General features: G+C 71.8%; 12 protein-coding genes. 3 read left to right on the top strand and 9 right to left on the bottom strand.

Annotated elements, in window-relative coordinates; genetic code table 11:
- The 6 genes from AACH10_RS03725 to AACH10_RS03700 all read right to left on the bottom strand — a co-directional run bounded on the left by AACH10_RS03725 (nt 1) and on the right by AACH10_RS03700 (nt 5,437).
- Nucleotides 1-717, bottom strand: a complete 717-nt coding sequence (locus tag AACH10_RS03725; protein WP_341409009.1) for a hypothetical protein — start codon at nt 715-717, stop codon at nt 1-3.
- A complete protein-coding gene (locus tag AACH10_RS03720) occupies nt 714-1,532 on the bottom strand; it encodes an ABC transporter permease (protein WP_341409008.1) in 819 nt (272 codons plus the stop codon). The genes AACH10_RS03725 and AACH10_RS03720 overlap by 4 nt, the downstream gene beginning before the upstream one ends.
- A complete protein-coding gene (locus AACH10_RS03715) occupies nt 1,532-2,710 on the bottom strand; it encodes a type 1 periplasmic-binding domain-containing protein (RefSeq protein WP_341409007.1) in 1,179 nt (392 codons plus the stop codon). Before AACH10_RS03715 ends, AACH10_RS03720 begins: the two co-directional genes overlap by 1 nt.
- Nucleotides 2,710-3,687 (bottom strand): PQQ-dependent catabolism-associated beta-propeller protein, encoded by a 978-nt coding sequence (locus AACH10_RS03710; RefSeq protein WP_341409006.1) that lies wholly within the window; start codon nt 3,685-3,687, stop codon nt 2,710-2,712. The genes AACH10_RS03715 and AACH10_RS03710 overlap by 1 nt, the downstream gene beginning before the upstream one ends.
- A complete protein-coding gene (locus AACH10_RS03705; RefSeq protein ID WP_341409005.1) occupies nt 3,684-4,454 on the bottom strand; it encodes an ATP-binding cassette domain-containing protein in 771 nt (256 codons plus the stop codon). The genes AACH10_RS03710 and AACH10_RS03705 overlap by 4 nt, the downstream gene beginning before the upstream one ends.
- A 185-nt stretch (nt 4,455-4,639) precedes the next feature.
- Nucleotides 4,640-5,437 (bottom strand): MBL fold metallo-hydrolase, encoded by a 798-nt coding sequence (locus tag AACH10_RS03700; protein ID WP_341409004.1) that lies wholly within the window; start codon nt 5,435-5,437, stop codon nt 4,640-4,642.
- A gap of 344 nt (nt 5,438-5,781) precedes the next feature.
- On the opposite strand from AACH10_RS03700, the gene AACH10_RS03695 reads away from it, so the two are divergent.
- Nucleotides 5,782-6,702: a hypothetical protein gene (locus AACH10_RS03695; RefSeq protein ID WP_341409003.1), complete on the top strand. Its 921-nt coding sequence runs from the start codon at nt 5,782-5,784 to the stop codon at nt 6,700-6,702.
- A 37-nt stretch (nt 6,703-6,739) separates the two neighbouring features.
- Here the strand turns inward: AACH10_RS03695 and AACH10_RS03690 are convergent, their stop codons facing one another.
- Nucleotides 6,740-9,001 carry a sigma-54-dependent Fis family transcriptional regulator gene (locus AACH10_RS03690; RefSeq protein ID WP_341409002.1) on the bottom strand — a complete coding sequence of 754 codons (2,262 nt, stop codon included), beginning with the start codon at nt 8,999-9,001 and terminating at the stop codon, nt 6,740-6,742.
- Between the two features lie 295 nt (nt 9,002-9,296).
- Between AACH10_RS03690 and pedF the strand changes: the two genes are divergently transcribed.
- Nucleotides 9,297-9,782, top strand: coding sequence for a cytochrome c-550 PedF (gene pedF, locus AACH10_RS03685; protein ID WP_341409001.1), 486 nt, complete (start codon nt 9,297-9,299; stop codon nt 9,780-9,782).
- 115 nt (nt 9,783-9,897) lie between these two features.
- Nucleotides 9,898-10,764: a substrate-binding periplasmic protein gene (locus AACH10_RS03680; RefSeq protein ID WP_341409000.1), complete on the top strand. Its 867-nt coding sequence runs from the start codon at nt 9,898-9,900 to the stop codon at nt 10,762-10,764.
- A 96-nt stretch (nt 10,765-10,860) separates the two neighbouring features.
- On the opposite strand, the gene AACH10_RS03675 is transcribed toward AACH10_RS03680, so the two are convergent.
- Both AACH10_RS03675 and AACH10_RS03670 read right to left on the bottom strand, forming a co-directional pair.
- Nucleotides 10,861-13,428 (bottom strand): GspE/PulE family protein, encoded by a 2,568-nt coding sequence (locus tag AACH10_RS03675; protein ID WP_341408999.1) that lies wholly within the window; start codon nt 13,426-13,428, stop codon nt 10,861-10,863.
- 139 nt (nt 13,429-13,567) lie between these two features.
- On the bottom strand, nt 13,568-14,869 hold the full coding sequence (locus AACH10_RS03670; protein ID WP_341408998.1) for a TRAP transporter large permease: 1,302 nt from the start codon (nt 14,867-14,869) through the stop codon (nt 13,568-13,570).
- Nucleotide 14,870: the final 1 nt, after the last annotated feature.

Raw genomic sequence — 14,870 nt, 5'->3', positions numbered from 1 at the left:
TCAGCCCTGTTGCTGCGAGCGCAGGGCAATCCCTGCACGCTGGATGTCGGCCATCAGCGCGTCGGCATAGCGGTCCAGCCGGGTCAGCTGCAGGCCCAGCAGGATGTTGCCCACCAGGCCCACCATGGTGGTCAGCAGCGCGATGCCCAGGCCGGCGGTCAGGCTCTTCAGCAGGTCCTGGCTCTGGCTGGGGTCGAAGCTCTGGATGTTGCCGATCTGCAGCGCCAGCACCGAGAAGCCGATCACCTTGCCCAGCAGCCCCAGCTTGAGCTGGATGCCGTTGACCCACCAGGCCGTGTGGTGCGGGCCGTGGGTGTGCTCGGCCAGCAGGTCGGCCGGCGCATCGGCATCGCGCGGCGCGGCGGCCAGCGCGCTGAGGTACTCGGTGGCCCAGCTTTGGCCACTTTGGCCGGGCAAGCCGGGGCGGGCCGTGGCCAGCAGCGCACGCTGGCGCTGCAGCTCGCGGCTGCGCGCACCGCACCACAGCGTGCTGCCCAGGAACACCACGATGATCACCAGCGTCAGCCCGGTGGGGTCGCTGCTCAGCAGCAGGGCCCACACGCCGCGCACGCCCAGCAGCCAGCTGCCGAACAGCAGCATGCCGCCCAGCGTGAGCCATTCCAGCCAGATCGGCTCGATGGCCGGCGCGGCCGCGCGCGCGCCAGTGTCCCGGCCGCCCGCACCGTCACGGCGGCCTGAAAGGAACGGGAAGTTCATGCCGGCCCTCCGCCGCGCTTGGTCAGTTGCCCGAAGCCGCGCTGCGGGTCGTAGCCCCAGGCCGCCAGGATGAAACACAGCGCCAGCGTGCCCAGCACGATCCACGGCGACAGGCCGGGGTCCTTGCCGTACAGCGCGAAGCGCAGCCACTCCACGGCATGCGTGAAGGGGTTGAAGCGGGCGATCTGGTACACCCAGCCGGCGCCCGATTCCTCCAGCTTCCACAGCGGGTACAGCGCGGTAGACATGAAGTACATCGGAAAGATCACGAAGTTCATCGTGCCGGCGAAGTTCTCCAGCTGCTTCACGTGCACGCTCAGCAGCAGGCCCAGCGCGCCCAGCATCAGCGCCGCGCTCACCGCGGCCAGCAGCGCCATCGGCGTGTGCGGGCCGATCAGTGGCAGATCGGTGCCCAGCAGCCGCGCCACGATCACGAAGGCCAGCGCCTGGGCCAGCGACAGCACGGCGGTGGCACTGAGCTTGGCGAACAGGATCCACCAGCGCGGCAGCGGTGCGGTGAGCAGCAGGCGCATCAGGCCCATCTCCCGGTCATACACCATGGCCAGGCTGCTCTGCATGCCGTTGAACAGCAGCACCATGCCGATCAGGCCCGGCGCGATGTACACGTCATACGGGATATAGGTGTCGTAAGGCTCGACGATGGCCACGCCGAACACGTTGCGGAATCCCGCCGCGAACACCGCCAGCCACAGCAGCGGCCGCACCAGGGCCGACACCAGCCGGCCAGTCTGTCGGCTGAACTTCAGCAGTTCCCTGAGAACGATGGCCCACCAGGCTTGCAAGGCATGTCGCATCACGAGCCCCTTGCCTTGCAGAGCTTCTCGGGCTGATCCGCTCCAAGCGTGTCCAGCGCATTCTTCGGATGCAGGATGCCGTCGATCGGCGCGGTGCCGACCACGCCCTGGCCGTCGGTCAGCAGCAGCGGCTGGCGCAGCTGGCCGTCCCAGGGGCGGAAGCTCATGCCCACGCCCTTGCTGCCGTCCACCTCGCCGTCGGCCAGCGCCTTCTGGAAGGCCGCGGCCGGTCCCTTCGGCGCTTTCACGGCCGCGGCCACCAGGGCCTTGCCGGCCATCCAGGCCGTCCAGTCATGGCTTTCCATGCGGCGGCCGTTGGCCTTGGCCAGGCGGCGTGTGACTTGCGGTGCCCCGTAGCGCTCGTAGCGGCTGCTCCAGGCCAGCGCCACCAGGCCACCGTCGCCCACCACCGGGCGCGGCAGGGCGGTGCGGAAGGGCAGCATCTGCGCGAACTCGCCCTCGCTGTCGACGACCCACACCACGTCGTACTGGCCCTGGGTCAGCAGCAGCGGGTTGGCCAGGTCGCGTTCGCGCGGGTCGCCCGAGAGCTTGAACGGCTTGCTGCCGGCCAGTTTCAGGCCGTAGCGCTTGATCGCGCCCTGGGCCGTGGCGGCGCGCTCGGCATCGGCCGGCGTGGGGCCGGTGAGCAGCAGCACCTGGCTCCACTTGCGCGCGGTGAGCCACTGCGCCAGCGCGTCGGCGCGCATGCGCTCGCTGGGTGCCAGGTGGAACAGGTTGCGGCGGCAGTCGGCCGCGCGCAGCGTGTCGCTGGCGGCGCCGACGTTGAGCACCGGGGCCTTGGTGCCGTCGGCCACGGCCAGCGTCCAGGCGGCAGGCAGGTCGGTGACGAGGGCGGCCGCGCCGCCGGCTTCGGCCTTGGTGGCGGCGGCCTTGGCGGCGGCGGCATCGGCCACGGCCACGGTGTCGAGCTGCAGCGCAGCGCCGGCCGCGTCCATCTCGAGCTTGGCATCGGCGAGCGCGAGCTTCAGTGCATCGAGGGCCGGGCCGGTGGGGTGGCCGAGCGCGGCGCGTTCGAGCGCACCGCGCTCCAGGCGTGCATCGTCGGCCGGCACCAGCAGCGTGACCTTGAAGCTGGCGGCCACGGCACTGCCCGGCATGGCGCCGGCGGCCAGCGCCAGCAGCGCCGCCGCAAGGGGCGGGGACAGTCGCAGCGGCATCACTCGACCACCACCACGCCATAGGGCACGCGGCCCACCTTGACGGTCTTCAACGCCTTGGCGGCGGCCACGTCGACGATGGTCAGGTCGTCGGACAGGCCGTTGACCACGTACAGCATCTTCTCGGCGCCATCCAGCGCCAGGCCCCAGGCGCGCTTGCCCACCAGCACCAGGTCGGTGGTCTTGCGCGTCTTCACATCGACGAAGGCCACATGGTTGGCGCGGCCCAGCGTCACGAAGGCGCGGCTGCCGTCCTTGCTCATCGCCAGGCCCACCGGTGTGATGTCGTCGGCGCGCGCGCCCTTGACCTCGAAGCGCACGGTGTCCAGCACCTCGCCCTTCTTGGTGTCGATGATGCTGACGCTGGCATCGAGCTCGTTGGTCACCCACAGCTGGGCGCCGTCGGGCGTCAGCGCGAAGCGGCGCGGGCGCTTGCCGACGGGGATGTTGCGGGTGACCTTGGCCGTGGCCACGTCAATCTGGTGCACGAGGTTGGCCACCTCGCTGGTCACGTACAGCGTCTTGCCATCGGCCGTGACTTTCACGCCCTCGGGCTCCTGGCCCACCTTGACCTCGGCGCGCTTCTTGCCGCTGGCCAGGTCGATGAAGCTGACGGCGGCGTCCTCCTCGTTGGTGACGAACAGCGTCTTGCCGTCGGGCGACAGGTCGAAGGCCTCGGGGTCCTCGCCCAGCGCCACCTTGCGCACGCTCTTGCGCGTGGCCAGGTCGATCACGTCGGCCTGGTGGCTGTCGGTGCAGGCCACCAGCAGCTGCTTGCCGTCGGCGCTCTTCTGCAGGTGGCGCGGGCGCTTGCAGGTGGCCACGGTGCCGGTGACGGCCTGGGTCTTCAGGTCGATGACGGTGAGGGTGTGGTCCTTCTCGCTGGACACATAGGCCACGCCCTGGGCGTGCAGGGTCAGCGGCGCCAGCGCGGCCAGCACGGCGGTGGCGGCCAGGGCGGTCAGGGAACGGTTCATTGCTTCTTGTCTCCGGCCGGGCCGGTGGCCCGGATGAATGCGTCTTCGAGGTCGGTGCCGCCCAGCGTGGCCGTGACCTCGGCCGGCGTGCCATCGGCCAGCAGGCGGCCCTTGTGCAGCACGATCACGCGGTCGGCCTGGGCCGCCTCTTCCACCAGGTGCGTGGCCCACAGCACGCTGGTGCCGCGCGCGGCCATGTCGGCACGCACGGTGGCCAGCAGGTCGCGGCGCGACTTGGGGTCCAGGCCCACGGTGGGCTCGTCCATCAGCAGCAGGGCCGGGTGGTGCAGCAGCGCACGCACCAGCTCCACCTTGCGGCGGTTGCCGCCCGACAGTTCACGCACCGGGCGCGCCAGGTCGTTGGCCAGCCCGCCGGCGGCGGCGCCGGCCTGGATGCGCTGCGTGGCCACGGCGCGCGGCAGGCCGTGCAGGTCGGCATGGAAGCGCAGGTTGCGCTCGACCGACAGATCGAGATCCAGCGACATCTGCTGGAACACCACGCCGATGTGGCGCAGCGCCGTGACCGCCTGGCGGCGCAGCGACAGGCCGTCGACCAGCACGTCGCCGGCGTCGGCCGCGAACAGTCCGGTGAGCACCTGGAACAGCGTGGACTTGCCGGCGCCATTGGGGCCCAGCAGGGCCACGAAGCTGCCCGGCGCCACTCTGAGCGACAAGGCGTCGACGGCGGTGCGTTCGCCATAGCGCTTGGTCAGCGACTGGATGGCCAGGCGCGCGGCCGGCGCGGGGTGGGACGGGGATGGGTTCATGCGGCGGATGTTGCATCGGCCGCGGGCCGCTGCGCTGTCGCCCCTGGAAAGCACCGGGGGCTTGTCTGGGCACCGTTTGTAACGGGGCGCTGCGCCGCAGCCTACCTGTGGAATGCCCGGGCTGGCCCGGGCAGCTTGCCTGCGGTCTGTGACCGGGCGGGACGGCCTGGCCGCCCGGTGGGTGGTCAGAGCGAGATTTCCATGCCGTCGTAGGCCAGCGCGATGCCCTCGTCGGCCAGCGGCAGGGCCTCGTCGGCCGGGCCCAGCAGCACCTTGTGGCGCGCCGGCAGTGCGCGCATCGCGGCCAGCCAGTCGGGCGCGGCCTCGGCGTCGGGGCAGTCCATCAGCAGGCAGTCGGCGCCCTGCATCCACTCGAAGGCCTCGCTGCCGGGCTGGGCCAGGCCGGGCGCGCAGAACACGCGCTGGCCGGTGGCCGTGTCGCGGATGGCCAGCGCGATGCTGTCGCCTACCACGCCATGCTCGCCGCGCGCCATGTGGGGCGGCGCCGGCGCGCGCGTGGCCACGGCGGTGAACTCCAGGCCCGGCAGGCCCTCGACGCGGAAGCTGGCCTGCTGCCGGTCGCCCGCCACCGGCACCACATGCCAGTGCACGCCGCAGTAGTGCTGCAGCACTGGCAGCACCGGCAGCGCGGTGGTCAGCTCCTCGAACACCGCGGGCGTGGCGTACAGCTCGATCGGTGCGCCGTCGCGCAGGCTGAGCAGGCCGCCGACATGGTCGACCTGGGCATCGGTCAGCAGCACGGTGCGCAGCCCGCCATCGGGCAGGCCGGGGTGCTGGTCGAGCCGGGCGTCGCTGTCGAGCTGGTGGGCCACGGCGGGCGACATGTTCACCAGCGCCCAGTGGCCGCTGCCGCTGCCGTCGCTGATCGCCATCACGCCGCGGTCGCGCGTGCCGGTCTCGGGGTTTCGCGTATCGTTGCGGCGCCTTCGTGGGGCGCCACCGCGCAGGATCACGATGTTCACGGTTGGCGGCGCCCCGGGTTCGGGTCGGGCGGCAAGCCGGGCTGGGCCGATGCGGCGGTCATGGAAAGGTCGTCCCTCATGGTCTTGGTTGGTGCCCGCCGATGACGGGCTTTTGGAGGAACTGGCGCTGCAAGACATATGCCGCGCTGCGCCGGGGTCTGCCGTCGCGCTGCGGGCGCTGGTGGCCGACGAATGCGTTCGATGCTGTGGCGCGCTGTGTCAGCACGGCGCAGTGGCGGTGTCTCGTGTCACAGGGTATTCCCGCGGTCGTGCTGGGGGTCGCCGGCCTGTCCGGGCCCGCGCCGGTGGCCGCTGCGGCGGACACCCGCTGTGACGGGCCGCTGTTGCGCATCGAGACACTGGGGCCCGGCCTGTGGTGGGTGCCGGCGCAACCCGGCGAGGCCGATGCGGCCAACCGCGGCCAGGTCTCGAACCTGGTGCTGGCGGCCGACCCGCCCGATGCCGGACCGGCCACCGCCGGTGCGCGGCTGTGGCTGCTGGGCAGCGGCCCCAGCCCGGCCTTCGGGCGCCGGCTGGCGTGCCAGGTGCGCCGGCAGCTGGGCCGGCCGATCACCGACGTGGTGAGCCCCTGGGCCCGGCCCGAGCTGGTGCTGGGCGCCAAGGGCGTGGTGGCCGGGCGGGCGGTGCGGCACTGGGCCCATGCCGAGGTGGCCCGCGCCATGGCCGAGCAGTGCCCGCACTGCGTGCAGCGCCTGCGTGCGCGCCTGGGCACCGCGGCGGTGGACCTGGGGCCGTCGCCGATTCCGCGGCCGACCGCCCTGCTGCAGGGCGAGCAGGGCACGCTGGGCCCCTGGCGCTGGTGGCGCCTGCCGCGCAGCGACGGGCGCGTGGTGACGGTGTGGCGAGCCCAGGCCCAGGCTATGTGGTTCGCGCCAGGGCTGCTGAGCGGTGCCGGCGGCAGCGGCCCGCCCGACGGCCGCGATGCCGATCTGGCGCTGCTGGCCGCTTCGGCCGGCCGGCTGGCCGAGCTGGCGTCGGACACGGACGCCAGCTCGGCGCCGCGCTTTCTGGGCGAGCAGGGCGCGCCGCAGCCGGCCGATGCCGCGCGGCAGCTGCAGGCCTACTGGCTGGAACTGCTGGCCCAGGCCCGCGCCGCGCTGGAGCGCGGCGAGGCCGACACCGCCCCCGCGCCGGCCTGGCCGGGCCTGCCGGCCGGCTGGGCCGGCCACCCCTGGCATGCGCTGAACTGGCAGCGTGCCTGGCGGCAGGTGGAGCCGTCGGTGCTGGCCGCGCCGCTCAGGTAGCGGCGGCCATGGGCCACGGGCCGCCGGGCCCGCGGGCTCACTTCTTCCAGCGCAGCTTGCGGTAGATGGTGTTGCGGCTGATGCCCAGGCGCTTGGAGGCCTCGGAGATGTTGCCGCCGGCCAGGTCCACCGCGCGCTGGATGGCCTCGATCTCCTGCTCCTCGAGCGAGCGGATCGCGGTGGCCGAGTCGGGCGACGCCGGGGTCGGCATCGCGCCATAGGGCGGCAGGCCGCCGGGCGCGGCCGGCATCGGCGTGGCCACGGGCTGGGCCTGGCCCATCGACGACGGCATGGCGGGCAGGCTGGCCATGGACGCCGGCGCGGCCATCTGCGGCAGCGTCATCGCGGCCAGCGGCTCGGCGCGCGGCAGCGCGGCGGCCTCGGCGCCCAGCGCGGCGCGCGACTCCTCGAGGAAGTCGTCCGACAGGTGCTCGCGCGTGATCACCGACTCGCTGGCGGCCATCACCGCGGCGGTGCGCAGCACGTTGAACAGCTGGCGCACATTGCCCGGCCAGGGGTAGCGCTCGAACAGGCGTACCACCTCGGGCGTGAGGTCGAGCCGGCGCGTGCCGCGCTCGTCGCCGCGGCCCTCGCCGAGCTGGCGGTCAAGGATGCGGCGCACCAGCACCATCAGGTCGCTGCGCTCGCGCAGCGGCGGCAGTCGCACGGCCAGGCCGTTGAGGCGGTAGAACAGATCCTCGCGGAACTGCTTGGCGTCGATCATCTCGCGCAGGTTGCGGTGCGTGGCGCAGATGATGGACACATCCACCGCCACGCTCTTGGTGCTGCCCAGCGGCGTGACCTGGCGCTCCTGCAGCACGCGCAGCAGGTGGGCCTGCAGGCCGATCGGCATGTCGCCGATCTCGTCGAGGAACAGCGTGCCGCCGTTGGCCTGCACGATCTTGCCCACCTGGCCTTTGCGGCGCGCGCCGGTGAAGGCGCCGTCCTCGTAGCCGAACAGCTCGGCCTCGATCAGGGTCTCGGGGATGGAGGCGCAGTTCACCGCCACGAAGGGCTGCTTGGCGCGGGCCGAATCCATGTGGATGGCGCGCGCCAGCAGCTCCTTGCCGGTGCCGGTCTCGCCCAGCACCAGGATCGGGATGTCGCGGTCGAGCACGCGGCGGATCTTGTCGATCACGCTGGCCACCTGGGCGTCGCCGGTGCGCAGCTGGTCGAGGCCGGAACTGCTGCGCTCGCTGCGCGGCGCCGCGGTGCCGATGCCGCCGCCGCCGCCGCTGGCCACCGGGCTGGCGCCGGCCTCGGCCGCGGTGCCGCTGCCGTCGAAGCCGGCCTCGCGCGTGCCGGCGGCCGGCTCGACCGCCGCCCCCGACACCGCCTCGGCCAGGCTGGTCCACACCGGCCAGTTGAAGCGGGCGTGGATGTGGAACTGGCGGCCGCCGTTCAGGTGCACCGGCATCGGCGTGGCCAGCGGGCTGCGGAAGCGATCGACCAGTGCGCCCACCGTGGTGCCGAACAGCGTGGTGAGGCTGTGCATGCGCAGCGCCGCGCCGCTCAGGCCCAGCTGCTCCAGCGCACCACGGTTGGCGCCGACGATCTTGCCGTCGGCGCTGATCGCCAGGATGCCCTCCATCAGCGTGCCGATGAACTCGACGCGGCTGTGGAAGTGCACCCGCATGACGTTGCGGTAGTCGTCCGTCAGCCAGTGGTTCTCGATCATGCGCGCCGACATCTTCACCAGCGCCATCGTGTGCTGGTGGTAGCTGCGCTGGTCGCCCGACACGTCCAGCACGCCCAGGATGTTGCCGCGCGGATCGAGGATGGGCGCGGCCGAGCAGGTGAGGAAGTGGTTGGCGTGCAGGTAGTGCTCGTCGGCGTGCACGAGCGTGGGCGTCTCTTCCACCAGGGCCGTGCCGATGGCATTGGTGCCCTTGGTGGTCTCGCTCCAGTTCACGCCCGGCTGCAGTGCCACCTTGCTGGCGCGGCTGAGGAAATCGTCGTCGCCGATCGAGTGGATGATGGTGCCCGTGGCATCGGTCAGCACCACCATGTTCTCGGTGTTCACGATCTGCTCGTAGAGCATCTCCATCACCGGCGCGGCATGCTCGTGCAGGCGGCGGTTGCGGTCGCGCACCACCACCATGTCGGGCCGGGCCAGCGGCGACAGATCGGGCGCGTCGATGCGCGACACGCCGAGTGCAGCGCAGCGTTCGTGCGACTGCTCGATCTTGTCGATGTGATCGTGGCCCAGATTGAGGCTGGAGGCGATCGGTCGGGCGGGCGCGTCGCTGGCGCGGCGGATGCCCTGACTACCGAACGCCGGGTGAAACGGCCCTCGCATGTGCTCTTCTCCTGCCCGCTCGGTGGCGGTTGTCTCCTGTCGCGGGCACCTCTCCCGGCGCCGCGGCGGCACACATCGCAAGACCCGGGCCGAGCCCGGATTGCTCCATATCGGCACAAAACCGCTACCGAGGGGCGCGATGGTAGCGCGAAGTGTCACGCGCAGGGTCGCCAGGGGGTGGGCCAGTGCGGATGCGCTGGGGCATCATCCGCGCTTCGCGGCCCAGGAATTGGATGGCATGGCGTTTGCAGACGGGCCCGCCGGTCGTGTTTCATCAATGGACGGAGACAGCAACATGTCGAGCACCTTCAAGCCCTCTTTCATCCTGCGCCGCGCCGGTGTGGCCGCCGCGCTGGCCCTGGCCGCCGCCACCGCCTGGTCGCACGGCGACGTGACGCCGCAGGCCGTGGACACCAAGGACCTGCCCCAACTGGGCGAGCAGTGGCGTGCCGAGAACCCGTATCGCAAGAACGACAAGGCGATCAAGATCGGCACCTCGGCCTACAACCAGAACTGCGCCCGCTGCCACGGCCTGGAGGCCATCTCCGGTGGCATCGCGCCCGATCTGCGCAAGCTCGACAACGAGTGCGCCGGCCTGAAGGACGAGAAGAAGCGCGCCGCCTGCGTGAAGGACGTGGACGACTACTACCTGTCCAGCGTGCGCCGCGGCAAGGTGCGCAACGGCGCCGTCTACATGCCCCCGTTCGAAGGCATCCTGAACCAGGAAGCCATGTGGTCGATCAAGGCCTATCTGGAGACGCGCCGCGAGCGCGCCTTCTGATCGCGCGCCTGCCGGTCTGACCCGGGCGACGACCTGGGCAAGTTGACCGCCGTGACCCCGCCGGCCTCAGGGCCGGGGGTGGCGGTTCGATACTGCGTCACCCCCTGGAGACACCATGACGCAACGAGATCCGGCGGCCCTGGGCCGCCGCCAACTGCTGGCCGCCGGCGCGGCCGCGCTGGCCACCACGGCCACGCCGCTGGCCGCGCTGGCGCAGGACGGCCAGAGCGCGCTGGCGCGCATCCGCGCCCGTGGCACCCTCACCGTGGGCCTGTACCACGAGCTGCCGCCGTTCCATGTGGACGGCAAGGGCATCGAGGTGGAGATGGCCAACGCGCTGGCCCAGGCGCTGGGCGTCAAGGCCTCGCTGCTGCCCTTCCATGCCGGCGAGAACATGGACGACGACCTGCGCAACATGGTCTGGAAGGGGCATTACCTGGGCTGGGGCCCGGCCGATGTGCTGCTGCACGTTCCGGTGGACCGCCCGCTGATGCTGGGCAACCCGAAGGTGCAGATCTTCGCGCCGTACTTCCGTGAGCGGGTGATGATCGCCCGCGACCTGAAGGCCGTGCCCAAGTTCGATTCGCTGGACGACATCGCGGCGCAGCAGCGCATCGCGGTGCCAGGCCTGAGTCTGGCGGGCTGGCTGCTGATCGGCGCCGACGGCGGCAAGTACCGCGAGCGCCTGGTCACCAAGCTGAAGGACGGCTGCGAGGCCGCCCGCGCGCTGGCGGCCGGCGAGGTGGCGGCCGCGGCTGGCCATGCGTCGGAGCTGGAGTCGGTGCTGGGCGGCGACCCGCGCTTCTCGATCGAGCCGCTGCCCATCCCGCGCGGCCGCGACGGCTGGGCCGTGGGCTGTGCGGTGAAGAAGGAGTCCGAGGACCTGGCGCAGGCGGTGCAGGCCGCGATGAACGGCCTGGCGACCTCGGGCGAGCTCAAGCGCATGTTCAACGCTGCCAAGGTGACCTGGCGGCAGCCTTGAACTGGGGCACCCGGCCTCGCGGTGACGCGGGGCCACCTGCCGGGCGGGTCGCCGGCCGGCTTGGGGCGGCCCGGCGCTCGGTCGGCGCCGCTTCGATCAGCTGTTGCTGGTGGCTCTGACCTCGTCGATCGAGGTCAGGCCGGCCAGCACCTTCAGGATGCCGTCCTGGCGCAGCGTGCGCATGCCTTCGCGCATGCCCAGGGCCTGGATCTGCTCGGCCGCGGCCGTGGTCTGGATCAGGTGGCGCTGTTCGCGGCTGATCAGCAGCAGCTCGTGCAGGCCCACGCGGCCCGAGTAGCCGCTGCCGTTGCAGCGCTTGCAACCGGGCGCGTGGTGGCGCAGCAGCGCGCCGTCCTGCCCGTAGCGCTGCGTCCAGTCGGCCAGCAGCGCATCGCGCGTGGGAGCCGCTGCGCCGTCCGGGTAGGCGTGCAGGTACTCGTCGAGCAGCAGCTCGGTTTCTTCCAGCGTGGCCGGTTGCGCGGTGACGCACTGCGGGCACCAGCGCCGCACCAGGCGCTGCGCCAGCACGGCCAGCAGGCTGTCGGCGAAGCTGAACGGGTCCATGCCCATGTCCAGCAGGCGGATCACGGTCTCGGGCGCGCTGTTGGTGTGCAGCGTGCTCAGCACCAGGTGGCCGGTCAGCGAGGCCTCGATGGCCATCTGCGCGGTCTCCTTGTCGCGGATCTCGCCCACCATCACCACGTCGGGGTCGGCGCGCAGGAAGGCGCGTAGCGCATTCGCGAAGGTCCAGTCGATGCGCGCGTTCACCTGCACCTGGCGCAGGCCGGGCTGGCTGATTTCCACCGGGTCCTCGGCCGTCCAGATCTTGCGGTCGGGCGTGTTCAGATGCGCCAGCGCGGCGTGCAGCGTGGTCGTCTTGCCGCTGCCGGTGGGGCCCACGCACAGCACCATGCCGTAGGGACGCTCGATGGCGTGCTTCAGCCGTGACAGCGTGTCGGGCTGCATGCCCATGCTCTCCAGCGGCAGCGCGCGGGCGCTGGCCAGCAGGCGCATCACCACGTCCTCGTAGCCGCTGGCGGTGGGGATGGTGGCCACGCGCAGCTCGAGCTTCTGGCCCGGCACCCAGCGGCCGAAGTTGATCTTGCCGTCCTGCGGCTTGCGCTTCTCGGAAATGTCGAGGTCGCACATGATCTTCAGCCGCGCCACCATCGCGCTGCGGTAGCTGGCCGGCAGCTCGATGTAGGGCCGCAGCACGCCGTCGCGGCGGAAGCGCACCTGCACCTTGGCCGGGCTGGGCGGGCATTCGATGTGGATGTCCGAGACGCCCTGCGCGCGCGCCTCCTGGATCATGGTGTTGATCAGGCGCACCAGCGAGTTGTCGCTCTGCTCGATGGCCGGGCCTTCGTCGGCGTCGCTGCCCTGCTCGATCTCGAGGTTGGCCAGCAGCTTGTCGGCCTTTTCGGTCTGATCGCTGCTGTACATCGTGAACGGGCTGGCCAGGTCGCCGCCGGGATCGATGCCGTCCTCGCCCAGGCGCAGGTACACGCGGTCGACCGCGCGCCCCAGCTTGCCGGTGGGGGCCAGCACCGGCAGCACCTTGCACTGCGCGCTGAACTCGATCTCGTCGATCACCTTGCGGGCCGACGGGTCCTCCACCGCCACCACCAGGCGGCCGACATGGTTCATCAGCGGCAGCGCGGAGAGCCGGCGCGCCACCGCCATCGGCAGGCGCAACGCGGCCGTGGGCTCCACCGGGAACTCCATCACGTCGACCACCGGGTAGCCCATCTTGCGCGACAGCGCGGTCTGTAGCTGCTCGGGCGTCACCTGGCCCAGGCGCACCAGCAACTCGCCCAGCGGCACGTTGCGCTCGCGCTTTTGCACTTGCAGCGCGTCGGACAACTGCTCCTTGGTGATGGTGCCCAGCGCCACCAGCGCCTCGCCGATGCGCACCATGGGCATGCGCGCCTGGGCCTCGATGGCCGCGCGCAGCTGCTCGGGCAGGCGGATCAGCTCGCCGCCGATCAGGTCGCCGGCGCGGCGGCGCGGCGTGGCCGGGTTCTCGGTGCCCTGGTTCTCGGGCTGGCGCAGGTTGAACTCCACGCTCACCAGCATCGGCCGCGGGTACAGGCTGCGCAGCAGGTCGCCGTCGGTGTTGATCGGTGCGAAGGTGAACAGGCCCAGCGGCGTGTCCACGTGCGAGCGGCAGTTCACCAGCACCACCGAGCCGTCGCGCAGGCGCAGGCGGCAGCCGCCCTCGGTGCTGCCGCCGCGCAGCGGCAGCGGCGTGGTGTCGTCGAAGGCGCTGCCCTCGGCCGCCGGCAGCGGCGACAGCGGACGCATCAGCGTCAGGCGGCGGAACTGGCTGAGCTTGAGCGGCACGGCCGCGCGCGACTGCTTGCGCCGGATGCTGACCACGCCGGCTGCGGCGTCGATGGCCAGCAGCAGCGCGGCGCTGACGGTGCCGTTCAAGCCCTCGATCTCGCAGGGCTCGGGTTCGGCGAAGGCGGTGGCCGCCGGGTAGCCCGGCTCGGTGGGTGCGGGCCAGGCGAAGACGCCACCCGCGGCGTCGGCCGGGGCGGGCGCCGGCGAGCCGGTCGCGGCCGAGGCCTCGGGAGCGCCCGACTTCGGCAGCGAACGGGACGCGGTGGCCGTGTCATCCAGCGGAAGCAACGACAGCGGCGGCAAAGACATGTCGGACATGCGGATCCTCGCGAACGGGCAAGGCGCCGCGGCCGCACAGGGCGTGCGGGCAAGGCGCTGTGTCGATGCTAGGAGCCGCGGCGGCGGCCGATCGCGGGATCAGCCGGGGAAGGTCCGGCCTGATCGCCGCTTCGCAGGGTCAGCTGCGCATCTGCGTCGGCAGCCAGGTGACGATGCCGGGGAAGGCCCAGATCAGCGCCACGGCCGCGACCATCAGGAAGAAGAAGGGCAGCGTCACGCGGGCGATCCAGCCGATGTCGCGCTGGGTCATGCCCTGCAGCACGAACAGGTTGAAGCCGACCGGCGGCGTGATCTGCGCCATCTCGACCACCAGCACGATGAAGATGCCGAACCACAGCGGGTCGATGCCGGCCTTCTGCACCGTGGGCAGGATCACGCCCATGGTCAGCACGACCATCGAGATGCCGTCGAGGAAGCAGCCCAGCACGACGTAGAACACGGTCAGCACCACCAGCAGGCCGCCGGCCGACAGGCCCAGCGAGCCGATCCACTCGGCCAGGTGCCGCGGCAGGCCGATGTAGCCCATGGCCAGCGTGAGGAAGGCGGCGCCGGCCAGGATCAGGGCGATCATGCAGTACAGGCGCGTGGCGCCCAGCAGCGACTCCTTGAACGTGGACCAGTTCAGCGAGCCCTGGGCGGCCGACAGGACCAGCGCGCCGACCACGCCCACCGCGGCCGCCTCGGTGGCGGTGGCGATGCCGGCGTAGATGCTGCCCAGCACCGCGGCGATCAGCAGCACCACCGGGATCAGGTAGCGCGACTCGGCCAGCTTGGCGCCGAAGGACATCGGCGCGTCGGCCGCCGGCACCTTGCCGCGGTTCAGCAGCGCCCACAGCACCAGCCAGCCCGAGAACAGCACGGCCAGCATCACGCCCGGCAGCACCCCGGCCATGAACAGCTGGGCGATCGAGACATCGGCCGACACGCCGTAGACGATCATGATGATCGACGGCGGGATCAGCAGGCCCAGCGTGCCGGCGCCGGCCAGCGAGCCGATGGCGATGTCGTCGGGGTAGCCGCGGCGCTGCAGCTCGGGCAGCGTCATCTTGCCGATGGTGGCGCAGGTGGCGGCGCTGCTGCCCGACACCGCGGCGAAGATGGCGCAGCCGATCACGTTGGTGTGCAGCAGCCGGCCGGGCAGGGCCTGCACCCAGGGCGCCAGGCCGCGGAACATGTCCTGGCTGAGCCGGGTGCGGAACAGCACCTCGCCCATCCAGATGAACAGCGGCAGCGCGGTCAGCGTCCAGCTGGAGCTGCTGCCCCAGATGGTGAGCGCCATCGCGTCGCCGGCCGGGCGGCTGGAGAACAGCTGCATGCCGATCCAGGCGACGCCCGACAGCGTGAGGCCGATCCACACGCCGCTGCCGAGGATGGCGAACAGCGCGGCGATCAGCAGGGCGGTGACGAGGAGATCGTTCATC

Source organism: Pseudaquabacterium inlustre (genome assembly GCF_038066595.1).
Classification (GTDB): domain Bacteria; phylum Pseudomonadota; class Gammaproteobacteria; order Burkholderiales; family Burkholderiaceae_C; genus Pseudaquabacterium; species Pseudaquabacterium inlustre.
The sequence above is the reverse complement of the archived record's forward strand: the minus strand, read 5'-3'. Positions and strand labels throughout refer to the sequence as shown.

What these genes read in the sequence shown, in the direction of transcription:
- AACH10_RS03710 (WP_341409006.1), bottom strand. Translation starts at nt 3,687, where the DNA reads ATGAACCGTTCCCTGACCGCCCTGGCCGCCACCGCCGTGCTGGCCGCG.
- AACH10_RS03720 (WP_341409008.1), bottom strand. Translation starts at nt 1,532, where the DNA reads ATGCGACATGCCTTGCAAGCCTGGTGGGCCATCGTTCTCAGGGAACTG.
- AACH10_RS03680 (WP_341409000.1), top strand. Translation starts at nt 9,898, where the DNA reads ATGACGCAACGAGATCCGGCGGCCCTGGGCCGCCGCCAACTGCTGGCC.
- AACH10_RS03670 (WP_341408998.1), bottom strand. Translation starts at nt 14,869, where the DNA reads ATGAACGATCTCCTCGTCACCGCCCTGCTGATCGCCGCGCTGTTCGCC.
- pedF (WP_341409001.1), top strand. Translation starts at nt 9,297, where the DNA reads ATGTCGAGCACCTTCAAGCCCTCTTTCATCCTGCGCCGCGCCGGTGTG.
- AACH10_RS03715 (WP_341409007.1), bottom strand. Translation starts at nt 2,710, where the DNA reads ATGCCGCTGCGACTGTCCCCGCCCCTTGCGGCGGCGCTGCTGGCGCTG.
- AACH10_RS03725 (WP_341409009.1), bottom strand. Translation starts at nt 717, where the DNA reads ATGAACTTCCCGTTCCTTTCAGGCCGCCGTGACGGTGCGGGCGGCCGG.
- AACH10_RS03675 (WP_341408999.1), bottom strand. Translation starts at nt 13,428, where the DNA reads ATGTCCGACATGTCTTTGCCGCCGCTGTCGTTGCTTCCGCTGGATGAC.
- AACH10_RS03690 (WP_341409002.1), bottom strand. Translation starts at nt 9,001, where the DNA reads ATGCGAGGGCCGTTTCACCCGGCGTTCGGTAGTCAGGGCATCCGCCGC.
- AACH10_RS03705 (WP_341409005.1), bottom strand. Translation starts at nt 4,454, where the DNA reads ATGAACCCATCCCCGTCCCACCCCGCGCCGGCCGCGCGCCTGGCCATC.